This window comes from Dialister sp. (assembly GCF_036343215.1).
Taxonomy (GTDB): Bacteria; Bacillota; Negativicutes; order Veillonellales; family Dialisteraceae; genus Dialister.
The window spans coordinates 1-17,932 of sequence record NZ_JAZASU010000029.1 but is presented as its reverse complement, the minus strand read 5'-3'; the positions used below and the strand labels follow the sequence as shown (position 1 = coordinate 17,932).

The 17,932-nt window shown below is 48.9% G+C and carries 14 protein-coding genes; 7 read left to right on the top strand and 7 right to left on the bottom strand.

Features of this window, described 5'->3' with window-relative positions; genetic code table 11:
- Positions 1-811 precede the first annotated feature (811 nt).
- Positions 812-4,498, bottom strand: a complete 3,687-nt coding sequence (locus VZT47_RS05975; RefSeq protein ID WP_330224061.1) for an EAL domain-containing protein — start codon at positions 4,496-4,498, stop codon at positions 812-814.
- A gap of 282 nt (positions 4,499-4,780) precedes the next feature.
- Here VZT47_RS05975 and VZT47_RS05970 point away from each other — a divergent pair, with 282 nt between their 5' ends.
- The gene (locus VZT47_RS05970) at positions 4,781-6,127 is read left to right on the top strand and encodes an MATE family efflux transporter (RefSeq protein ID WP_330224060.1); all 1,347 of its coding nucleotides are present in this window, start codon (positions 4,781-4,783) and stop codon (positions 6,125-6,127) included.
- Between the two features lie 479 nt (positions 6,128-6,606).
- Here the strand turns inward: VZT47_RS05970 and VZT47_RS05965 are convergent, their stop codons facing one another.
- Positions 6,607-7,947: an anaerobic C4-dicarboxylate transporter gene (locus VZT47_RS05965; protein WP_330224059.1), complete on the bottom strand. Its 1,341-nt coding sequence runs from the start codon at positions 7,945-7,947 to the stop codon at positions 6,607-6,609.
- Between the two features lie 506 nt (positions 7,948-8,453).
- Between VZT47_RS05965 and VZT47_RS05960 the strand changes: the two genes are divergently transcribed.
- The 6 genes from VZT47_RS05960 (at position 8,454) to VZT47_RS05945 (ending at position 11,741) form a co-directional block, all read left to right on the top strand.
- Entirely contained in the window at positions 8,454-9,251 is a 798-nt protein-coding gene (locus tag VZT47_RS05960; RefSeq protein WP_330224058.1) for an enoyl-CoA hydratase/isomerase family protein, read from the top strand.
- Position 9,252: 1 nt separating this feature from the next.
- Positions 9,253-9,960, top strand: coding sequence for an alpha/beta hydrolase (locus tag VZT47_RS05955; protein WP_330224057.1), 708 nt, complete (start codon positions 9,253-9,255; stop codon positions 9,958-9,960).
- Positions 9,961-9,967: 7 nt separating this feature from the next.
- Positions 9,968-10,474 (top strand): methylated-DNA--[protein]-cysteine S-methyltransferase, encoded by a 507-nt coding sequence (locus tag VZT47_RS05950; RefSeq protein WP_330224056.1) that lies wholly within the window; start codon positions 9,968-9,970, stop codon positions 10,472-10,474.
- 250 nt (positions 10,475-10,724) lie between these two features.
- On the top strand, positions 10,725-10,796 hold the full coding sequence (locus VZT47_RS10740) for a putative holin-like toxin (protein WP_442877426.1): 72 nt from the start codon (positions 10,725-10,727) through the stop codon (positions 10,794-10,796).
- Positions 10,797-11,089: 293 nt separating this feature from the next.
- Entirely contained in the window at positions 11,090-11,161 is a 72-nt protein-coding gene (locus VZT47_RS10735) for a putative holin-like toxin (RefSeq protein ID WP_442877425.1), read from the top strand.
- Between the two features lie 328 nt (positions 11,162-11,489).
- Positions 11,490-11,741: a type II toxin-antitoxin system Phd/YefM family antitoxin gene (locus VZT47_RS05945; protein ID WP_330224055.1), complete on the top strand. Its 252-nt coding sequence runs from the start codon at positions 11,490-11,492 to the stop codon at positions 11,739-11,741.
- 234 nt (positions 11,742-11,975) lie between these two features.
- Here VZT47_RS05945 and VZT47_RS05940 read toward each other — a convergent pair whose 3' ends face one another.
- The 5 genes from VZT47_RS05940 to VZT47_RS05920 form a co-directional block, all read right to left on the bottom strand.
- Entirely contained in the window at positions 11,976-13,253 is a 1,278-nt protein-coding gene (locus tag VZT47_RS05940; protein WP_330224054.1) for a TRAP transporter large permease, read from the bottom strand.
- Positions 13,254-13,763, bottom strand: a complete 510-nt coding sequence (locus VZT47_RS05935) for a TRAP transporter small permease subunit (protein ID WP_330224053.1) — start codon at positions 13,761-13,763, stop codon at positions 13,254-13,256. It lies immediately after the preceding gene.
- 305 nt (positions 13,764-14,068) lie between these two features.
- On the bottom strand, positions 14,069-15,136 hold the full coding sequence (locus tag VZT47_RS05930) for a TRAP transporter substrate-binding protein (protein ID WP_330224052.1): 1,068 nt from the start codon (positions 15,134-15,136) through the stop codon (positions 14,069-14,071).
- A gap of 291 nt (positions 15,137-15,427) precedes the next feature.
- The gene (locus tag VZT47_RS05925; protein ID WP_330224051.1) at positions 15,428-15,646 is read right to left on the bottom strand and encodes a hypothetical protein; all 219 of its coding nucleotides are present in this window, start codon (positions 15,644-15,646) and stop codon (positions 15,428-15,430) included.
- 546 nt (positions 15,647-16,192) lie between these two features.
- Positions 16,193-17,263, bottom strand: a complete 1,071-nt coding sequence (locus VZT47_RS05920) for an iron-containing alcohol dehydrogenase family protein (RefSeq protein ID WP_330224050.1) — start codon at positions 17,261-17,263, stop codon at positions 16,193-16,195.
- Positions 17,264-17,932: the final 669 nt, after the last annotated feature.

Genomic DNA, 17,932 nt, shown 5'->3' with positions numbered 1-17,932 from the left:
GTTGCGGGGGGCGCGGGTCCGAAGAATCTTTTTTCTCGTTTGTTGGGAGTTTATTCTTTTGTAAAAATAATTGGAAACTCGATTTTTTCCTCGAGGATTTGAAAGCCTTCAGAGCACGTGGGTCTTGTTCCGGATCTGCCTTAAATTTTTGAGCGCTCGGCAGATGGAATGGAACGCGGCCCGAGGCCTCGCTCTTGCTGCTTTCACAGGTATAGTAGCAAAAATCGCGATTTGTATCATTAGAATTTTATTAAACTTTTATATTCGGAAAATCTTTAAAATGGATACTGGTATTCCGGCCGGGGTTAACGGGGAATGACTGATAGCTGATGGCCTGCAAAGCTGAATTGCCATCTCATCCGTAAAACTGTACATAGGGGTTAATGGTTAATGACTAATGGCACGATCCATAGCCCGCGCTCTCCCCCGCCCCCTTGAGGGGAAACTCCCGCCGGAGGCGGGGGAAGGAGTGTACTGGCGATACATACCGATATGTACTAATTCATATACAAAAGGGTGCGCTTTTTTCTGTTGCGCGCCACCTCCCCTAATCCCCAATTCCTCCTGCACTAAACGAAATTCTACCACGTAAGGGCCAAAGGCCATATAAATTTGCGTCCGAAAGACGCCACCTTCCCGAGATTCCCGATAACCCCGAAATTAACCCCGACAATTCCCGACACAAAAATCATCTCATTCTTCAGTTTCCTTTTATTTTCGCTTTAAAAACTCGTGCCGGATGAGGGCCAAAGGCCCGCCAAAAAATTTCCCACATCAAAAGGCGCCCCGGCTGGAGCGCCTTCTTCCTTTGTTACATGTCCCTGTCTTTCCCGCAGTCCACCTCTATTTCCAGATGGCCGTTTCTCCCTTTCCAGGGAACCAGGACATGGTGACAGCGGTAATTTTTCCCATCCCGGGGGTTATGGAAGGAAGCGGTATAGAAATTTTTATCCTTGAGCCTGGTATAGGGACAGAAGGAACAGGGGGATTCATGGCCGAAGAGGGTTTTATAGCATTTCTTTCCCCGATAGTCAGAATCCTTCGAAAGTCCGGCAGCGGCGAGGGCCCGACGATTCATGTAGAGTATTTCATAGGTATCCATATCGATGATTTTGACGCTGTCTTCAAAGTCATCGAAAGCTTCCCTGGCAATGGGAATCCGGTCTCCTTCATAGACTGTTTCTCCATAAGTTTTTCTTTCTTTCTCTTCAAGCCGGTCCGTGAGGAGTCTCAGGAGGCCGTCCAGGGTCTCCGCTTCGCTGCCTTTTGCCAGGGCATAGTGGAAATAAAGGGTCATGGAGCACCCGTCTATGCTGTGAATGGCCTCTATCCTGCGGCCCGCTTCGGTCATGCGGCAGGCCGCCTCTTTTTCGTCTCCTTTTTTGACGAAGAGGGTAAACCGGCCGCCGCCCAGGTATGCCAGAATGCCCCGCCCCGGCCAGGCCGCAGTGAGAATGGCTGAGATTTTTCCGGTCAGTTTCTTTCCCACTTCTTTGCCATAAACTCTGGCGAGCCCATTGTATTCGGGAATGTGGACGGAAATGGCCAGGAAATCATCACCGGTTTGTTTGTAATGATCATAATAGGAAAGGCCTGTCATAAAGAGTCCCCGGCCGGAGAGGAGGCCGGTTTCTTCATCGATGAGTCCCAGCCGCCGGTTCTGATCATCTGCCTCTCTTTCCGCATCCAGATCCACGAAATAACCCATGAGACCCACGATTTTATTTCTTTTATAGAGAGGGAATTTGCTGGCTTCCAGATGATGGAGTTTGCCCCGGATGATGCATTTCACCGGCTGCCGGATGGAAGAAATCCCTTTCTCAAGCACCCTTTTTTCCATATCATCCACCGGTTCGTCGGAGACATGCCAGCCCATTTCATTATCCGTCTTTCCGATGATGTCCTCCCGTTTTATACCGTAGCAGGAAAGGAAGGCCCGGCTCACACCCAGGAACCGCCGTTTTTTATCTTTATAGAAAAAGAGGATATCTTCCGACTGTTCCAGGGCCTGCAGGATGGCGCTCCTGCTGACGCTTCCTTTTCTGCCCTTTTCCATCGGGGAGATGCCTAAGGATTCTGCCATGAGAGGGAAGACCCGGTCCCGGTCTCCGATGCTTTCCAGAGAGACCGGTTTGATGCAGATGAGGAAATCTCCGCTTTCATCGGTGCCGATGAGCATGGCTTCAATGGATTTCCAGATGATGCTTCCATCCGGTTCCAGGAAACGGAACATGCCCACGGCCTGGCGGTACCTGGATTTCATGGCCGATTTTGCCATTTCTCCGGGCCGGATGAAGGCGAGGAACCTTTCCCGGTCATCGGGATGGATACATTCTTCGATTTTCAGCCAGCGGTTAAAGAAAAGGGTTTCTCCCGCATGGAACAGACCCAGTCTTGTGGAGAGGACATGGACCACATTTTCCTTCCGGTTGAAGAAATAAATGCCTCCGTACATGGTCATAAGGTTACGGAAAAGGTTGTCCATTTTTCTCGTTTCCTTCACATGGCGGTCCATGGAAATATTATATACTTTCATTTCCCCGGCATACCAATGATCCACAGCGCCCACGATTTTCACTTCGCACCGCATGTACTGGTTTGCGGCCATGAAGGAAAGGGATTCCGTTCGCCTGCTTTCTGCCGCTTTTTCGATGATATTGTGAAGGGCTTCCCGGGAGAAAAGGAGGCTTGTCTCGGTCAGGTCTTTCCCGGGCGTGTTCTTCAGGAACGCTTCATTCGCGTTGAGGAATTCCACTTTTTTTCCGTCATACCGGAAAACGGCCACCGGCGTATCGGTGATGAGATTGATGAGGTCCGCATTTTCGGAAACGGCCCTTTCCCTGTCATCTTCCGGCAGAAGATTCCGCTTCCTGCAATGTTCATAGCATTCCTCATAAGCCATGGGTTTCCCGAAGTAGTACCCCTGGATTTTTTCACAGCCCAGGGATTTCATATAATTCAGCTGTTCTTCCGTTTCTACCCCTTCTGCCAGGGTGTGGATGCCAAGATTTTTCGCCATGAGGATGATGGAGCGCATGATTTTTTTGCTGTTTTCATTGAAATGGCGCTGGAAAACCATATCCAGTTTCAGTTCATCGAAATTGAATTCCTGAAGGACATTCAGGGAGGAATAGCCGCTTCCGAAATCATCGAGCCAGCACTGATAGCCTACCTGACGGAAAAGTTCTATTTCCTGTTTCAGCCTCGCCCCGCTCATGGTGAGCGATGATTCCGTCACTTCCACATGAAAAAGGCTTCTGGGCAGGTTGTATTTCTTCACCACCGATTCCACATAGGAAAAGGGGTCAATCACGTCAAAGTCCACCTGGGACAGGTTGAAAGATATGGGCACCAGGGGAAGATGATTTTCCCGGAGGAAATGGAAATGCCTGGCCGCCTGTTCGATGATACAGCAGTCCAGACGGTGAATGAGCTTTGATTCCTCCAGCACGGGAATGAAAACATTCGGATAAATCATGCCTTTTTCCGGGTCTACCCACCGGGCCAGGGCCTCCAGGCTGCAGAGTTTTCCCGTCAGGGTCCGGACCACGGGCTGATAGAAGACTTTGATATATCCTTTTTCGATGGCTTCATCGAAATGGTTCAGCACATAAGCCCTCTCGTCCAGAAGCTTTCCCATGGAATCATCATAGGAAGCCATGGTCCGCTCCCCATTCCGCTTGATGGAATCTGCCGCCGTCTGGGCCATATCGAAAATGCGGGCCGGTTCCACAGGACCCTCCGGATACCTCATGCCATAGACAAGACCGGCTTTCAGGGTAATCGAAGGATCGGACACGTAATCCTTCAAATCTCGTGCCGACTGACGGATGGCTTCCTCAGCCCCTTCCCGAAGCGCAAAAATCGCGAAATTGTCTGCCACCATATGGGCAATCAGGGCATGGGGAAAGCGCTTCCTCAGGATGGAAGCCATCCGGGCAAGGAGTTCATCCCCTGCCTTCACGCCGTGGGCCGCATTGAACACCTTGAAATTGGTGAGATTCAGGTAGATGGCCACATTTTCACGAAGACAGAGCTCCCCTTTCTTCAGCAAATCTCCGATTCTCTCGTAAAAAGGGAAGCGCCACATGAGTCCTGTCAGCGGATCCAGGCGCATCGTTTCTTCCTGAAGCGTGCTGTCGATGATATAAAGTGCCCACAGGGGCCCCAGATTTTGATCTTCCTTCGGACAGATGATGGCTTTCAGGGTCCCGGTCAGTCCGTTTTCCGTATGCACGGGAATCCGGAAAAATTCATACTCTTTCTTCCCCGCCGCCAGGAGTCTTCCATAGACCCGGGAGAGGGGTTCATAAGCGGAAGGATTCACCATCCCCCTGTACACACCATGGACCAGGTCCAGAAATTCCTCCGTCGAAGAGCAGTGAAAAAAAGAGGCCAGTTCATCATTCACAGAAATAATCCTTTCCGAATCATCCCCTGCTATGAAACACACACCGCCCGGAAATCCATCAATCAGTTTTTTCCTTTTTTCCGCCATGCTTTTGAGCTCCATCCCGCCCGCATATGAAAATATATCATAGAAATATTGATGAATCATTCTTAAATTATTGTAATACATTCCTCCCCTTTCGTCGAGTACTGCCCTTTCCCTGCTTCTTCATTTTCTCTCCGCGGTATAGAAGTACAGTTTCAAAAATCGGACAGCGAAAGGGGCGGCCAAAGTCTGCCTCCCGTAAGATCACCTCCCCTCTGCCCGATTGACTCTGCCCCCGCCTCTCCACTACAATATATATGTATATATAATAAGGAAGGAGAAACCATGCCGAAGGCCACATCCCATGACTTTACGGAAGGTCCCATTGTGGGTCCTTTTATCCGCTTTGCGCTGCCGATTATGGGTGCCATGTTCATCCAGTCTTTTTATGGTGCCGCGGATATGGCCATTGTGGGACGATTTGCCTCGGCGCCTGATCTTTCCGGGGTAGCTACGGGAAATCAGGTCACTATGACTTTTATGATGATGATGATGTCTTTTGCCATCAGTATCACCATTCTTCTGGGACAGGCGCTGGGGGCGCGTAAAAACGAGGAAGGCGGAAAAATCGTAGGAAGCGGTATTTTTCTCTGCCTTGCCCTGGGGCTTGTCCTTACGGGAATCCTCATTCCGGGAGCGCCCTTTCTGGCCCGCTTCATGAATGCGCCACAGGAAGCTTTCTCCCAGACCGTTTCCTACATCCGGATCTGCGGCCTTGGCATGACAGCCATTATTTCCTACAATCTCATCGGTTCCATTTTCCGCGGAATCGGAGATTCACGGACGCCTCTCCTTGCAGTCATCATCGCTTCCATTTTCAATGTCTTTCTGGACCTATTATTTGTGGCTGTTTTTGAAATGGGAGCTCCCGGAGCTGCCTGGGCCACCATTATTTCCCAGACCGCCTCGGTCCTCTTTTCCCTGCTTTTTATCAGAAATATTTCTCTTCCTTTCCCTTTCAAAGTAAGCTATATCCGCTTTTCACCGGAAATCACGAAACGGCTGCTCCGTCTCGGCCTGCCGCTCACACTGCAGGATATCCTCGTTTCCCTTTCTTTCCTTCTCATCATGGTGATTGTAAACAGCCTGGGCCTCCTGGCTTCCGCATCCATCGGGGTAGCCGAATCGGTCTGCCGTTTTATCATGCTCATTCCGGGCGCTTTTGCCCAGTCCACTTCTGCCTTCGTGGCCCAGAATGTGGGAGCAGAAAAATATGACCGGGCCCTGCGGACTCTCCGGAATTCCATCACCCTGGCCCTCGGCGCCGGAATTTTCGTCTTTTATATTTCCTTCTTCCACGGGGAAATCCTGACGGGTATCTTTACAAACAATCCCAGCGTCATTGCAGGAGCCGCCGATTATCTCAAAGCCTATGCCATCGACTGCCTTCTGACGTCCATTCTTTTTTCCTCCATCGGTTTTTTCAACGGCATCGGATTTACCAGATTCGTCATGATCCAGGGCATTGTGGGTTCCATGCTTGTCCGCGTCCCTGTTTCCTGGCTCATGAGTCTCGAAATACCGCCAAGACTTTTCCATATAGGCCTCGCCACGCCCTGTTCCACATTTATACAGATTCTGCTCTGCATGGCTGCCTTTATTTACGTGAAAAAACGGGGATTTCGTCTGTAATGGGGACTGCTGGGCATACCGGTGAGGGCGATACCCTATGAACAGGCTCTTCTATTTCCATAGAAAAGTTTTATAAGAAATTTTCTGATACAAATCGGCTTTTCTGCTACTATACCGATGAGCAAGGGAAAAGACCATAAGCTTCCGCCACGGCAGCCAATCTCAGAGAAAGCGGAAGGGCCTTATCGAAAGCTCGGCTATATGGTACCATGTACAAATCGTAAAAATAGAGAAAATGAAAACGACCGGCCCGGGAAACCGGACCCAAAAGCCGCAAGGGGACAGCCAGACTCTCCTGCGGCTTTTTGTCGTGGGAAAAATTCGTTTTCAGCCGCTCCATGCCAGGGAATCCCGGGCCGCCGGAATCTGATTTTTCCCCCGGTTTCCCGCAATCAAAAAGGCGCCCCTGTTTCAAAGGGCGCCGCAAGCATAGGAACAGATCACTTTTAACGCAAAGTGTTTTCTGTACAGATTGACACTCAGTACAGCACGTGGGCAATCACAAATCCTGCGATGCAGGCACAGACTACGCCGGTCAGGCCGGGCAGCATGAAGGAGTGATTGAGGACGAATCTTCCGATTCTTGTCGTTCCGGAGCGGTCAAAACCGATGCAGGCGAGATCCGACGGATAGGTGGGCAGGAAGAAATAGCCGTAGCAGGCCGGAATGAAGGACAAAACCATGACCGGATCCATACCCAGTTTTAATGCCATAGGCATAACAATGGCTACGGCAGCTCCCTGGGAATTGACCAGTTTGGAAGTGAAGAAAAGGACCAGCGCATAGGCCCAGGGATGGGTGGTGACTACACTGCCCAGGAAGGATTTCAGGAAAGCCATCTGGGAAGCAAAGTAGGTATCGGCCATCCAGGCTACACCGTATACGGAAACAAGGGCTACGATGCCGGCGCGGAAAACCTGGCTGTTTCCCACGTCTTTCGCCTTGATTCTGCAGACAAAAAGAATGATGGCGGAAACAAAAAGCATGACCATCTGGATGACCGTAGTCATGGAAATGGCTTTCATCACGCCTTTAGCATTCGGGAAGTGGGGAAGCAGGTCCGGGAAATTGCCGAGAATGGCGATGGAAATAATGCCCAGCAGGAAAATGATGGTGGCATGATAGTAGGAAGAAGGCAGTTCCTGACCCTGGAGGGATTCCTTTTCGCCGTACACATAGTCCCGCTGCTCGGGATCTTTGATCATTTTCTGGAAAGCCGGATCTTCGGACAGATCTTTTCCGCGGCGATAGCTGACAAGAGCCGCACAGAGGACACCGATCAGGGTAGCCGGAAGAGATACGGCCAGAATCTGGAGGAGGGAGTAGGAATACCCCTGGGCTGCCATGAAACCTACGATGGAAACGACAGCTACGGAAACAGGAGATGCGGAAATCCCCATCTGGGAAGCGATAGAAGAAACAGCCATCGGCCGTTCAGGGCGGATATTCTGTTTGATGGAAATATCATAAATAATAGGGAACATGGTGTAAACCACATGTCCGGTCCCGCAGAGAACGGTAAGGAACCAGGTGGTTACCGGAGCCAGAATGGTAATGTGCTTCGGATTGTTGCGCAGGAACTTTTCCGCCTGTTTCAGCATAACCGTAAGTCCGCCGGAAGTCTGTAAAAATCCTGCACAGGTCACGACGGCAAGGATTGTCAGCATGACGCCGATAGGCGGAGTACCCGGTTTGAAATGAAAAATAAACGTGTAAATCATAAGGCCGATACCGGAAATCACGGCCAGCCCGATCCCGCCATGTTTGATGCCCAGGAACAGGCACACGATCAGGACCACAAACCCCAATGCTAATTCCATAAAAATACCTCTCTCTCGAAATATAGTACGCTCTAAGTGAGCGTCGATGTGTTTAAGGATACCATACAGCTCCTGAAATTGGAAATATCGTTTCCGCATAGAGATTCGACGGTTCCATGCATTTAGCTCATATATATGATTCATGGAGAGAATAGTCAGGAAAGATGGGATTCGTTGTTCATGGCCCGTTTTCCCGTATCGGGGTTCCCGCACAGTTTCCCGACTGCCGGTTTCCTCACGGATCCCGAGCCCATTTCATCAGTCGGCCGCAGTTCTGCCCTGCGTACTCCCCCGGCAAATTCACTTCAACCTGCCATCCATGAAGGAAAACCGTTCCCCGTCCCTGTGAGAACCGGGAAAAAACTGCGGCCCCGGGCCGCCGCCTTCCCGGCAGCCCCGATTCAAAAGTCTATGGACTTATGGTTTCCTTTTCACCTGACAGAGCTGAGAAATGTTATAATTAAATTAACGAATCCAAAGTCTGATTTTCATGGAGGAGGTTTGTCATGGCTTACAAGATGATTCACACGGTTATTGAAAAGGGAATTGAGACGATTACCCTCGATTATGCTCCCACTTTGAATGCGCTGGACATGAATATGGCATTGGAACTGGAAGATGCTTTGAAGTCTGCCGAATCCAATCCGGAAGTCAAAGTCCTGGTTTTAACCGGTGCGGGGCGGGCTTTTTCTGCAGGCGGCGATATCCGCTATATGAAGGCACACTGCGATGAACCGGACTTTTCCGAAAAATCCATGGCTCCTCTGGCAGGAAAGCTTTCTGAAATCGTTCTTTATATGAAGAAGATGTCAAAAATCATCATCTGCGCCGTAGCCGGAGCCTGCGCAGGTGGAGCGGCCAATCTGGCTTTTGCCTGTGATTTCGTATACTGCTCGGACAATGCAAAATTCCTGCAGGCTTTCGTAGGCATCGCGCTCTGCCCCGATACGGGCGGCGTCTATTTCCTGCCAAGAATCATCGGCAGCCATCGGGCTTTTGACCTCTTTGTGACAGGCCGTGCCGTAAAAGCCGATGAAGCTCTTTCCATTGGTCTTGTCAAAGAAGTGACGACGAAAGAAAACCTTCTGCCCACAGTCTATGCCTTTGCGGAAAAGCTGACCCAGGGACCGCTCCTCGCCTATAGAAATATGAAAAAGCTCATGTTCGTTTCTCTCTACAAAGGCTTTGAAGAATATATGAAGGATGAGGCAGTCTACCTCGCCCAGTGCTCGGGGTCCGAAGATTTCAAGGAAGGCATCACCGCATTCCTTGAAAAGAGAAAACCGGATTTCCAGGGGAAATAATATGAATCCACTTGCCACCTTTACCGCCGGTCACGTCACTGTCTCCGTTTTTGGAAATAAAAAGGCAGAGACTGTCATTTACATCCCAATCCCTGTGACAGAAGTCATGGAGACCGCTCATCTTACAGAGGAATTTCCCCTCCTTCTTGCTTTTATCGATGGGATGGACTGGAACCGGGACCTTTCTCCCTGGCCGGCGCCGAAAGTTTTCCGGCAGGAGGAGGATTTTTCGGGAAAAGCTGATGATTTCCTGAAACTGCTGGAAGAAACGGTATTTCCAAAAGTGGAAGGACTTCTCGAAAGTCCGGTCAAAAAGCGGATTCTGGCCGGGATTTCCATGTCCGGACTTTTTGCCCTCTACGGGGGAACGAAAAGCGATGATTTCGACGCCCTTGCTTCCATTTCGGGCGCCCTCTGGTACGATGATTTTACCGGTTATCTTGAGACCCATCCTCTTTCGGATACGGTCAGGCGGGTCTATCTTTCCCTTGGAAACAGGGAAAAGAAGACAAAGAACCCCCGCATGGCGAGGGTGGAAACGGCAACCCTTGCGATCCGCGAACTTTTCACAAAGCGGGGCATCGAGACCATTTACCAGTCAAACCAGGGAAACCATTTCGTCTATGGCGCGGAACGGCTGGAGGAAGCCATCCGCTTTCTTCTGACGGGAAAGCCCTGGAAAGGGCCCCACAGTCTCTCCATTCTCTGAGGTATCTATGGAAAATGAAATGATTTACAAAGGCTATATGGATTCCCCCATCGGCCTTCTGGAAATATGGGCCACACAAAAAGGCCTCCGCCGGGTGGAACGGTGTGAAAAACGTGCCGAATCCAATGAAAATGACCTCGTCCGCCGATGCCGGGAGGAACTTTCCGAGTATTTCGCGGGTCGGAGGAAATCTTTTGACCTGCCCCTGGACCCTCTGGGCACGGATTACCAGAAAAGGGTATGGAAAATCCTCGAAACCATCCCCTATGGAAAGACCCTGACCTATGGCGAAGTGGCGGCCAAAGCAGGAAACCCGAAAGGTTCCCGGGCCGCAGGCGGCGCAGCTCACAATAATCACATTCTGATCATCATCCCCTGCCATCGGGTCATCGGCAAGAATCGGACTCTCACCGGCTTCGGGGCAGGCCTTGATAATAAGGAAATCCTTCTACGTCTGGAAGGGAAAAAGCTGGCTGAAAGCAAAAAAGGACTTGCTACTGAAAAGGTACTCTGAAAAAGTTCTCAGTTATCAGTTATCAGTTCGCAGAAGTTCCATACTTCTCCAATAACTGCAAATAAAAAAGATAATGATTAATCGTTCTAAGAACCATTGACCATTATCTTTTTATTTGTCTATTCAACGGAATAATCAAATGCTGCTGATGAATCCATCCAATTTGTTGTGCACATTTGTTTGGCATGCTATACTGAATCTGAGCTCTCAGCGTGAGCCTGGTTCATCTCCATGAAATGGAGGTGGGACCATGAGTGTCTATGAAGCAATCACATTGATGATTTCATTTGGCGCGCTTGTCGCACTGATTATGAAAAAGTAACTAAAGATATTTCTATAGTGTATCATGTGAAAAGTCTGGCGTAGACTCATGAAGTATCTGCAAATACTTCATCCACGCCAGACTCTTCGACTACCAGTAGATGAGCCTGGCGCCTTCACACGCTGAGGGCTCTTCCTATTTAGATTATACCATTCCAAAGCAAGTGAAACAATGAAGAAATCCCAATATCATCGGATGCCGGGATTTTATTGTGCACATATATTTGATATGTATACTAAGCAAGAATCCTCGACGTGAGTCGGGCTCATCTCCTTGCCAAAGGAAGTGAAACCATGACAGTCTATGAAGCCTTAGCGCTTATGATTTCGTTTGGTGCACTCGTGGCATTAATCACGAAAAAGTAACTTCTGTTATTTCTACATAAACGCGAAAGACCCGACGTAGACTTATGAAGTATCCGACAATACTTCATCCACGTTGGGCCTTTCTGCTACTTGGGCAGATGAGCCTGACGCCATCACACGCCTGTGACTCTTCCTGGTTGAATTATAACACGAAAAGGCAAGGGGATGTAGCGATGAGTTCTCACAGTTCGTTGAAAATCTTGATTCCAAAGTTCTCAGTTATCAGTTCGCAGTAATCAGAATCCTGTTCCTTTTCAAAAGCTGAAATCATAAATAGGTTGAAATTATCCTATTTTTAATAGTATAATGATTTCAGGAGGCGATAGTAATGAACGTTGATACCAGTACACTGATTTCCATTACGGAAGCAAACCAAAATTTCTCGAGAGTAGCCCGTCTGGTGGATGAAAAAGGCTCTGCTGTCATTTTGAAAAACAACAAGCCTCGTTACCTGATTATTAATTTTGATACTGTCAATGAAAATGAAACAGCTTCTGATGAAGACGTTCTGTCCATTTCCGGGAAACTCATGAAAAAGAATCGGAAAGCCTATGAGGAGCTTGATAGTCAGAAAAGCTAAGACTGTATTTATGCTGTACCAGTGATAATAAGTTATCAGTTATCAGTTCGCAGTGATCAGAGTCCCATTCTTTTCCACTGACTAAAATCAAAAAAGATAATGGTTAATCGTTTGCAGGACTAACCATTATCTTTTTATTTGTCCGTTCACCGGAATGTATGATTTCTGCGAACTGAGAACTGCCAACTTTCTTTCTGAGGTTATCCCGCAGGAAATTGTCAATCAGCTTCCCGCTTACTTAAGTATCGACGGGAGCCAGGTAGCAAGGCCGGGGGCAAAGCAGAGGAGGATGATTTCCAGAATCATAATGACTGCAAAGGGAGCGGCTCCGGAAATGATATCCTGGATGGAGCTGTCTTCGCTGATTCCTTTGATAACGAAAAGATTCATACCGACCGGAGGCGTAATGAGGGCCAGTTCCATATTGATCAGGAGAACTACATTGAACCAGATGGGATCAAAACCAAGGGCTTTGATGACCGGGTAAAGCATAGGCAGGGTGATGAGAATGATGGAAACGGTTTCCAGTACGCAGCCCAGAATAAGAAGGACGATATTGATTCCCAGAAGGACGATCCATTTATTGTATCCCCCTTCAGTAACAAGGGCCATCAGGGCCTGCGGTACCTGGAGAACGGTCAGGATATAACCGAAAAGCATGGCTCCCACCATAATGGCAAAAATCATGCAGGATGTCTTGATGGTGGAGCGGAGAATTTCCGGCATATCCCCCAGGGTAATGGTCCGGTAGATGAAAAATGTAATAATCAGGGCATACACCGTACCTACCGCAGCAGCTTCCGTCGGAGTAAATACGCCGGTATAAATGCCGCCGATGATGATAACCGGAAGGAGGAGCCCCCAGAAATTTTCTTTCAGGGATTTCATCTTTACATCCATGGGAGACCTGGCTTCCCTCGGTTTATTCCAGGATTCGAAAATGATGTAGGCCACGAAAAGGATGGTCAGAAGGGCTCCCGGTACGACGCCGGACATAAAAAGTTTGCCTACTGATTCATCGGTAATGGTACCGTAAAGAATCATAGGAATGGACGGGGGAATCAGGATTCCCAGAGTCCCGCCGGCTGCAACGGATCCCAGGACGACTTTTCTGTCATATCCCCGTTTCAGCATTTCCGGAATGGCCATCGCCCCGATTGTAACTGCTGTAGCTACAGAAGATCCGGAAATAGCTGCAAAAACGGCACAGGCAAAAATGGTGGCAATCCCAAGGCCTCCGGGGAGGTGGCCCATCCATTTGCTGCCCAGATCGAAAAGTCCGCTTCCCACTTTACCGGTGAGCATGATCTGGCTCATCAGGATATACAGAGGGACAGAAGTGAGGACGTAGGAATTCAGGGTTTTGAAAGCGATGACCGGTACCTGGGAAAGGGTGGACATATCCACGAACTGGATGATACCCAGGATTCCTGCCAGGGACAGGGTAAAAGCGACCGGCATACCGATGACAAGAAGGATAATGATAAAGAGTGCAAAACCTGCCAGTACCATTTATTTCCCCTCCTTTCCCTGCGCAAAGAAATCTCCCAGCAGGTGGTTCAGTATTTCCAGAAAAAGAAGGACGAAACCGAACACCATGAAAGTCTGGGGAATCCACATGGGTACACGGAGAAGGGATGGCGAAACGATGCCTTTTTCCATACTCATAAACATGTAGTTTGTGGATTCGGTCATGCATACATACATGACGAAAAGGGAAAGAAGAGAGGTAAGGATATCAAGGCCCCGGCGAACATTTCTCGGGAATCTCTCAAAGAGGAAATCCACGCAGATGTGGCCGTTTTTCCTCATGGTAAAGGCCATGCCGAAAAATCCGGCCAGTACCAGAAGATAGGTGGAAATTTCCATAACCCAGACGGTAGGGCTATGGAGGAGACTGCGGGCAATGATTTCATAGCAGATCATGAAGGCTGTCAGTAAAATAGCAAGCCCTGCGATGGCAGCGGCCATATTGGTGACAAAACCAAGCACATGATCATACATTTGATAAACGGAACGCACAGGACAGCCCTCCTTTGTGAGTTAAACTTTGATGGAAATACAGGATGAAAAACTGTTTCTTAAGTTAATAGTTCTCAGTTCTCAGTTATCAGTTATCAGTCATCCCAATCATTACCGGAAACTGTTTCAAAAGCTAATAGCTAATGGCGATTTCACATTTCGTGAAAAGCTATGAGCTATTACCCATTAGCCATTAACTTCATCCTTCAGCTATCAACGACGGATTGGGATTCTGATAACTATGAACTGATAACTTTTTACTTACAGTTATCCATCATGAATAGCAAGTCAGCTTTCCGGCAGACTTACTTTGCTGCCGCGCTGGCTTTGAGGCAGTCGTCTACGAGGCGTTTGCCGAAATCGCCCTGTTCTTTTTCGAACTTCGCTACAACAGGAGCAGTGGCTTCCTGCCAGAGGTGGATTTCATCCTTTGGAATCTGGTATACATCCATGCCTTTGGCAGCGAGTTCTTTCAGGCACCGTTCATCTTCACCCTTGGTTTCCTTGCGGATTTCATCACGGATTTCATTGGCCGTATCGGTGATGATCTTCTGCTGGTCCGGGGACAGTTTCTTCCAGGAATTGTCATTCATGGCCACCAGGAATTCCACGTAGGAATGGTTGGTGACGGTGAGGTACTTGGCTACTTCATAAATCTTTCTGGAAAGGATAGCGGTCTGGCCGGAGGACTGTCCATCGATGGTGCCGTTTTTGATGGCCATGTAAACTTCAGAAGAAGACATGGTGGTCGGAGATGCGCCCAGGGCCTGGATGATATCGGCAGAAGTTTCAGAGTAGGAACGAATCTTCATGCCCTTGAAATCTTCCGGTTTTTCGATTTTCTTCACATTGTTGCAGAACTGTACGTATCCATAGTCTGCCCAGATCAGCGGATGAACGCCTTTCTTTTCCATTTCCTGATCCAGTGCCTTGCCCAGATCCCCGTCCAGCGCATTATCAGTGGCTTCATAGGAAGTGAGAACGAATGGCATATCCAGGACTTTCAGGGACGGAACCACCATGGACCAGCGGGCAATGGAATTCATGCCGATATCCAGGCCTCCGCTCATGAGGGCATCATTCATATTGCTGTCGTTATAGAGCTGGCCGGCGGGGTACATTTTGATTTCAATGGAACCTTTGGACCGTTCCTGGACCAGTTTGGCAAATTTTTCGACGCTCTTGGACAGATGGTGTTCTGCAGGGAGCTGATAAGCCATTTTCAGTTCGACTTTCTGACCGTTCCCGGAAGCAGCGGCTTTCTTTTCTCCGCCGCCGGACATACCGCAGCCGGACATCATACCTGCAATGGCAAGGGCTGCCAGACCTGCTGAAATTACCTTGTAACTACGCTTGAACATACCCATAATCATTTTCTCCCTTCTGATTGGACAATTTACTGATTTTGAACGGTACCTTTCTCCCAGCCTGCAAAAAACGCCCTGATTGATATCAATCAACCAGGGCGTATATTTCTACGCGGTACCACCTCGCACTGTACTCAAAGGCCATTAACGATGCCACCCGTCATATCCTACTTCATTCAGATACGAGACTCACGGACTACGCTGCGAACCTATCCTGCTGCCTTTCACCATACGGCAGCTCTCTGCGAGGAAATCCTTCCGCTTCCTTCCGTTCATTGTCTATGCAATGTGTGAAGTTTATTCAAAATTTCTAGTTGGAAATAGTATAACCCCGCCATTCTCTTTTGTAAAGGGGGGATTTGGAAATATTTCTCCAGCTTCTCTATTCATGGTAATCATTTCCCCGGCAAATATGGAAATAGAATCTTTCTTCATAGCACGGCCCTCCTCATTTCTGCCGGGAACCTTCTGGCTGTCAGCCTCGTATGTGACTTGTACGTTTTCCCTATCAGGCATCAGACTGCCCCTCACTTCTTCACGGAGCCCCCCGGGGATGCATGTGCCTTTCAGCTCATTTTCGACATGTACGATCGTACAGCCCCTTCCCCTCCGCTTCGCTCCGGGACCTCCCCGGACTTCGGGGAGGGTGTGGGGCTATCTATTTCCTCATCTGTGCCGGATTTGTTTTGGTCGTCAGCCTCATTTGTGCCATGTGCCGAACCCGGCTCCGAGTATCTTCATAGTCATGACCGTCTTGTACCTGCTTGACATCCCCTCACCGCATTCGCGGAGCTCCCCGCACTTCGGGGAGCTCGCTTTTTCCGATTTCCCCCATTTGTGCCTTGTACCTTTTGGCAGTCAGCCTCATTTCGATTTCTGCGGTTTTTTACCCCGCCTGTGCAAAATCCCCATATAAAAATGTCGGCGCATCAGCGCCGACACCTTCCCGAAATCCCAAATCCGCAGTCCGAAATCCGTTTTCCCATACAAAAAGAACCGATTGTGCGCACAACCGGTTCTTTATTTCTAAAAACTAACTACTAACGGCTAACTGCTAACGGCTCATTTCCCCTGCCGGTTCAGTTCCTCGATATTCATGACAGACCGGTACACCATATCATAGGTGATGTCATAGGGCTTTACCTTCATATCCTTCGTATGGAGGCAGTTCTGAATCAGTTCTTCCGGATGGGCCGGATCGATGCCGATGTCTTCGAGGCAGTGAGGCAGATTGATGGAAAGAGCAAAAGCACGAATCTTATCCCTTTCTTCAATCTGTCCGTCCAGATCCAGCAGGACCTGGAGGCCATAGTTCACCACGGCGCCATGGAGATGTTTTCCTTTATGAGGCGTCCTTGTCTGGGCATTGTAAATCGCATGGGCCAAGCTGGAATCAAGATCATCTTCCACGCAGACGGAAGCCATGCCGGGAGCCAGGATAATGGCCAGGGATGCCTGTTCCAGGGCAAAATTGACCTCATGTCTGTCTACCGATTCCAGGGCTTCTTTTCCGTATTTCAAAATCCCTTTGGCCACATTCTGCGCATTGGCGACCCCGGCTTCCTGGACCCAGTTCAGGTTCCGTCCCCTTGCGCAGAAAGGCACTTCATACTGTTTTGCCAGCGCATCGCCGAGGCCGGCCCAGAAATATTCTCTCGGAGAATGGGCGATGATTTCCGTATTGATGAAGGTATGATAGGGATTTCTGTCACGATAAATGGTGCAGCGGAAAGAGTGGTCCGGATTATAAATCACGCAGACTGCAGTAACAGATGCACAGTTCGATGCGAGAGTGGGGAATGTGAAAATCGGTTTATGCATGAGATGGCAGGCCCACTTGGTGGTATCGGTGGCCCGTCCGCCGCCGACAGCAAAGACCATATCCGCTTTCTGTACTTCCGGAATTTTTGTCAGGGCTTCTGCATTTTCAAAAGTCGCATCATCACCGTACAGGAAAGAGCCCAGGATTTCAATGTGCCCTTCGCATACTTTCCGAATCAGCGGTTCTGCGGCCGCTCTCGATTTACTGCCGCCGATGATGACTGCGGTTTTGCCGTAATCACCGCAGATTTCGGGCACTTTGTCGTAAGCATCTGTGCCAATGGTGAAATGTGGGAAAAATGTGGATTCCATAAAAAAATTGTCCCCCTTTGAAAAAATAGTTTCAATTCCCATGAATTGACAGCCATGAAGATGAAAGAAAGTTCCCGCCGGAACCGGGCCTCTCGTAAATTTCACGCAGCGGTCCAGTTAACATTGCTAATTTCTTATATTATAATCTAAAGAATATATCGCCACAAGGTACCCCTCTGCGAAGGGCCGTACAATAATGTCACAACAGGTGGAATGACCGGAAATAATCAAGTTATCAGGTATCAGTTCATAATGATCAATGGAGGAGGCCGCCACCGCCCCGAGATCCCCGACCATTCCCGATTCAAAAGTTTTCGAAGATGCAAAATTCCATCAAATACACGCAGTAAAAGTTTAATAAATTTCTAATGATACAAATCGCGTTTTTTGCTACTATACCAGTGGAGCGAATGAAAGGGCCCCTGAAGAAATCCCTCATCACCCGGATGTACAAAATCGATCGAACCGGCGGAGGGATGGATTCAGATGATTTTCAGAAACTCCGGCTAACCGCGCGGTGAAATTTTTTCACAATTTTTTACAAAAGAATAAGTCCTCCTCAACCGAAAGGTCATGGAAATATCCGACCAATCAGCCACCCCGGCACCTTACTATGTCTCACGAGAAGCATACGCCCATTACGATTTCTGCTGCCGATTGATCAGTATG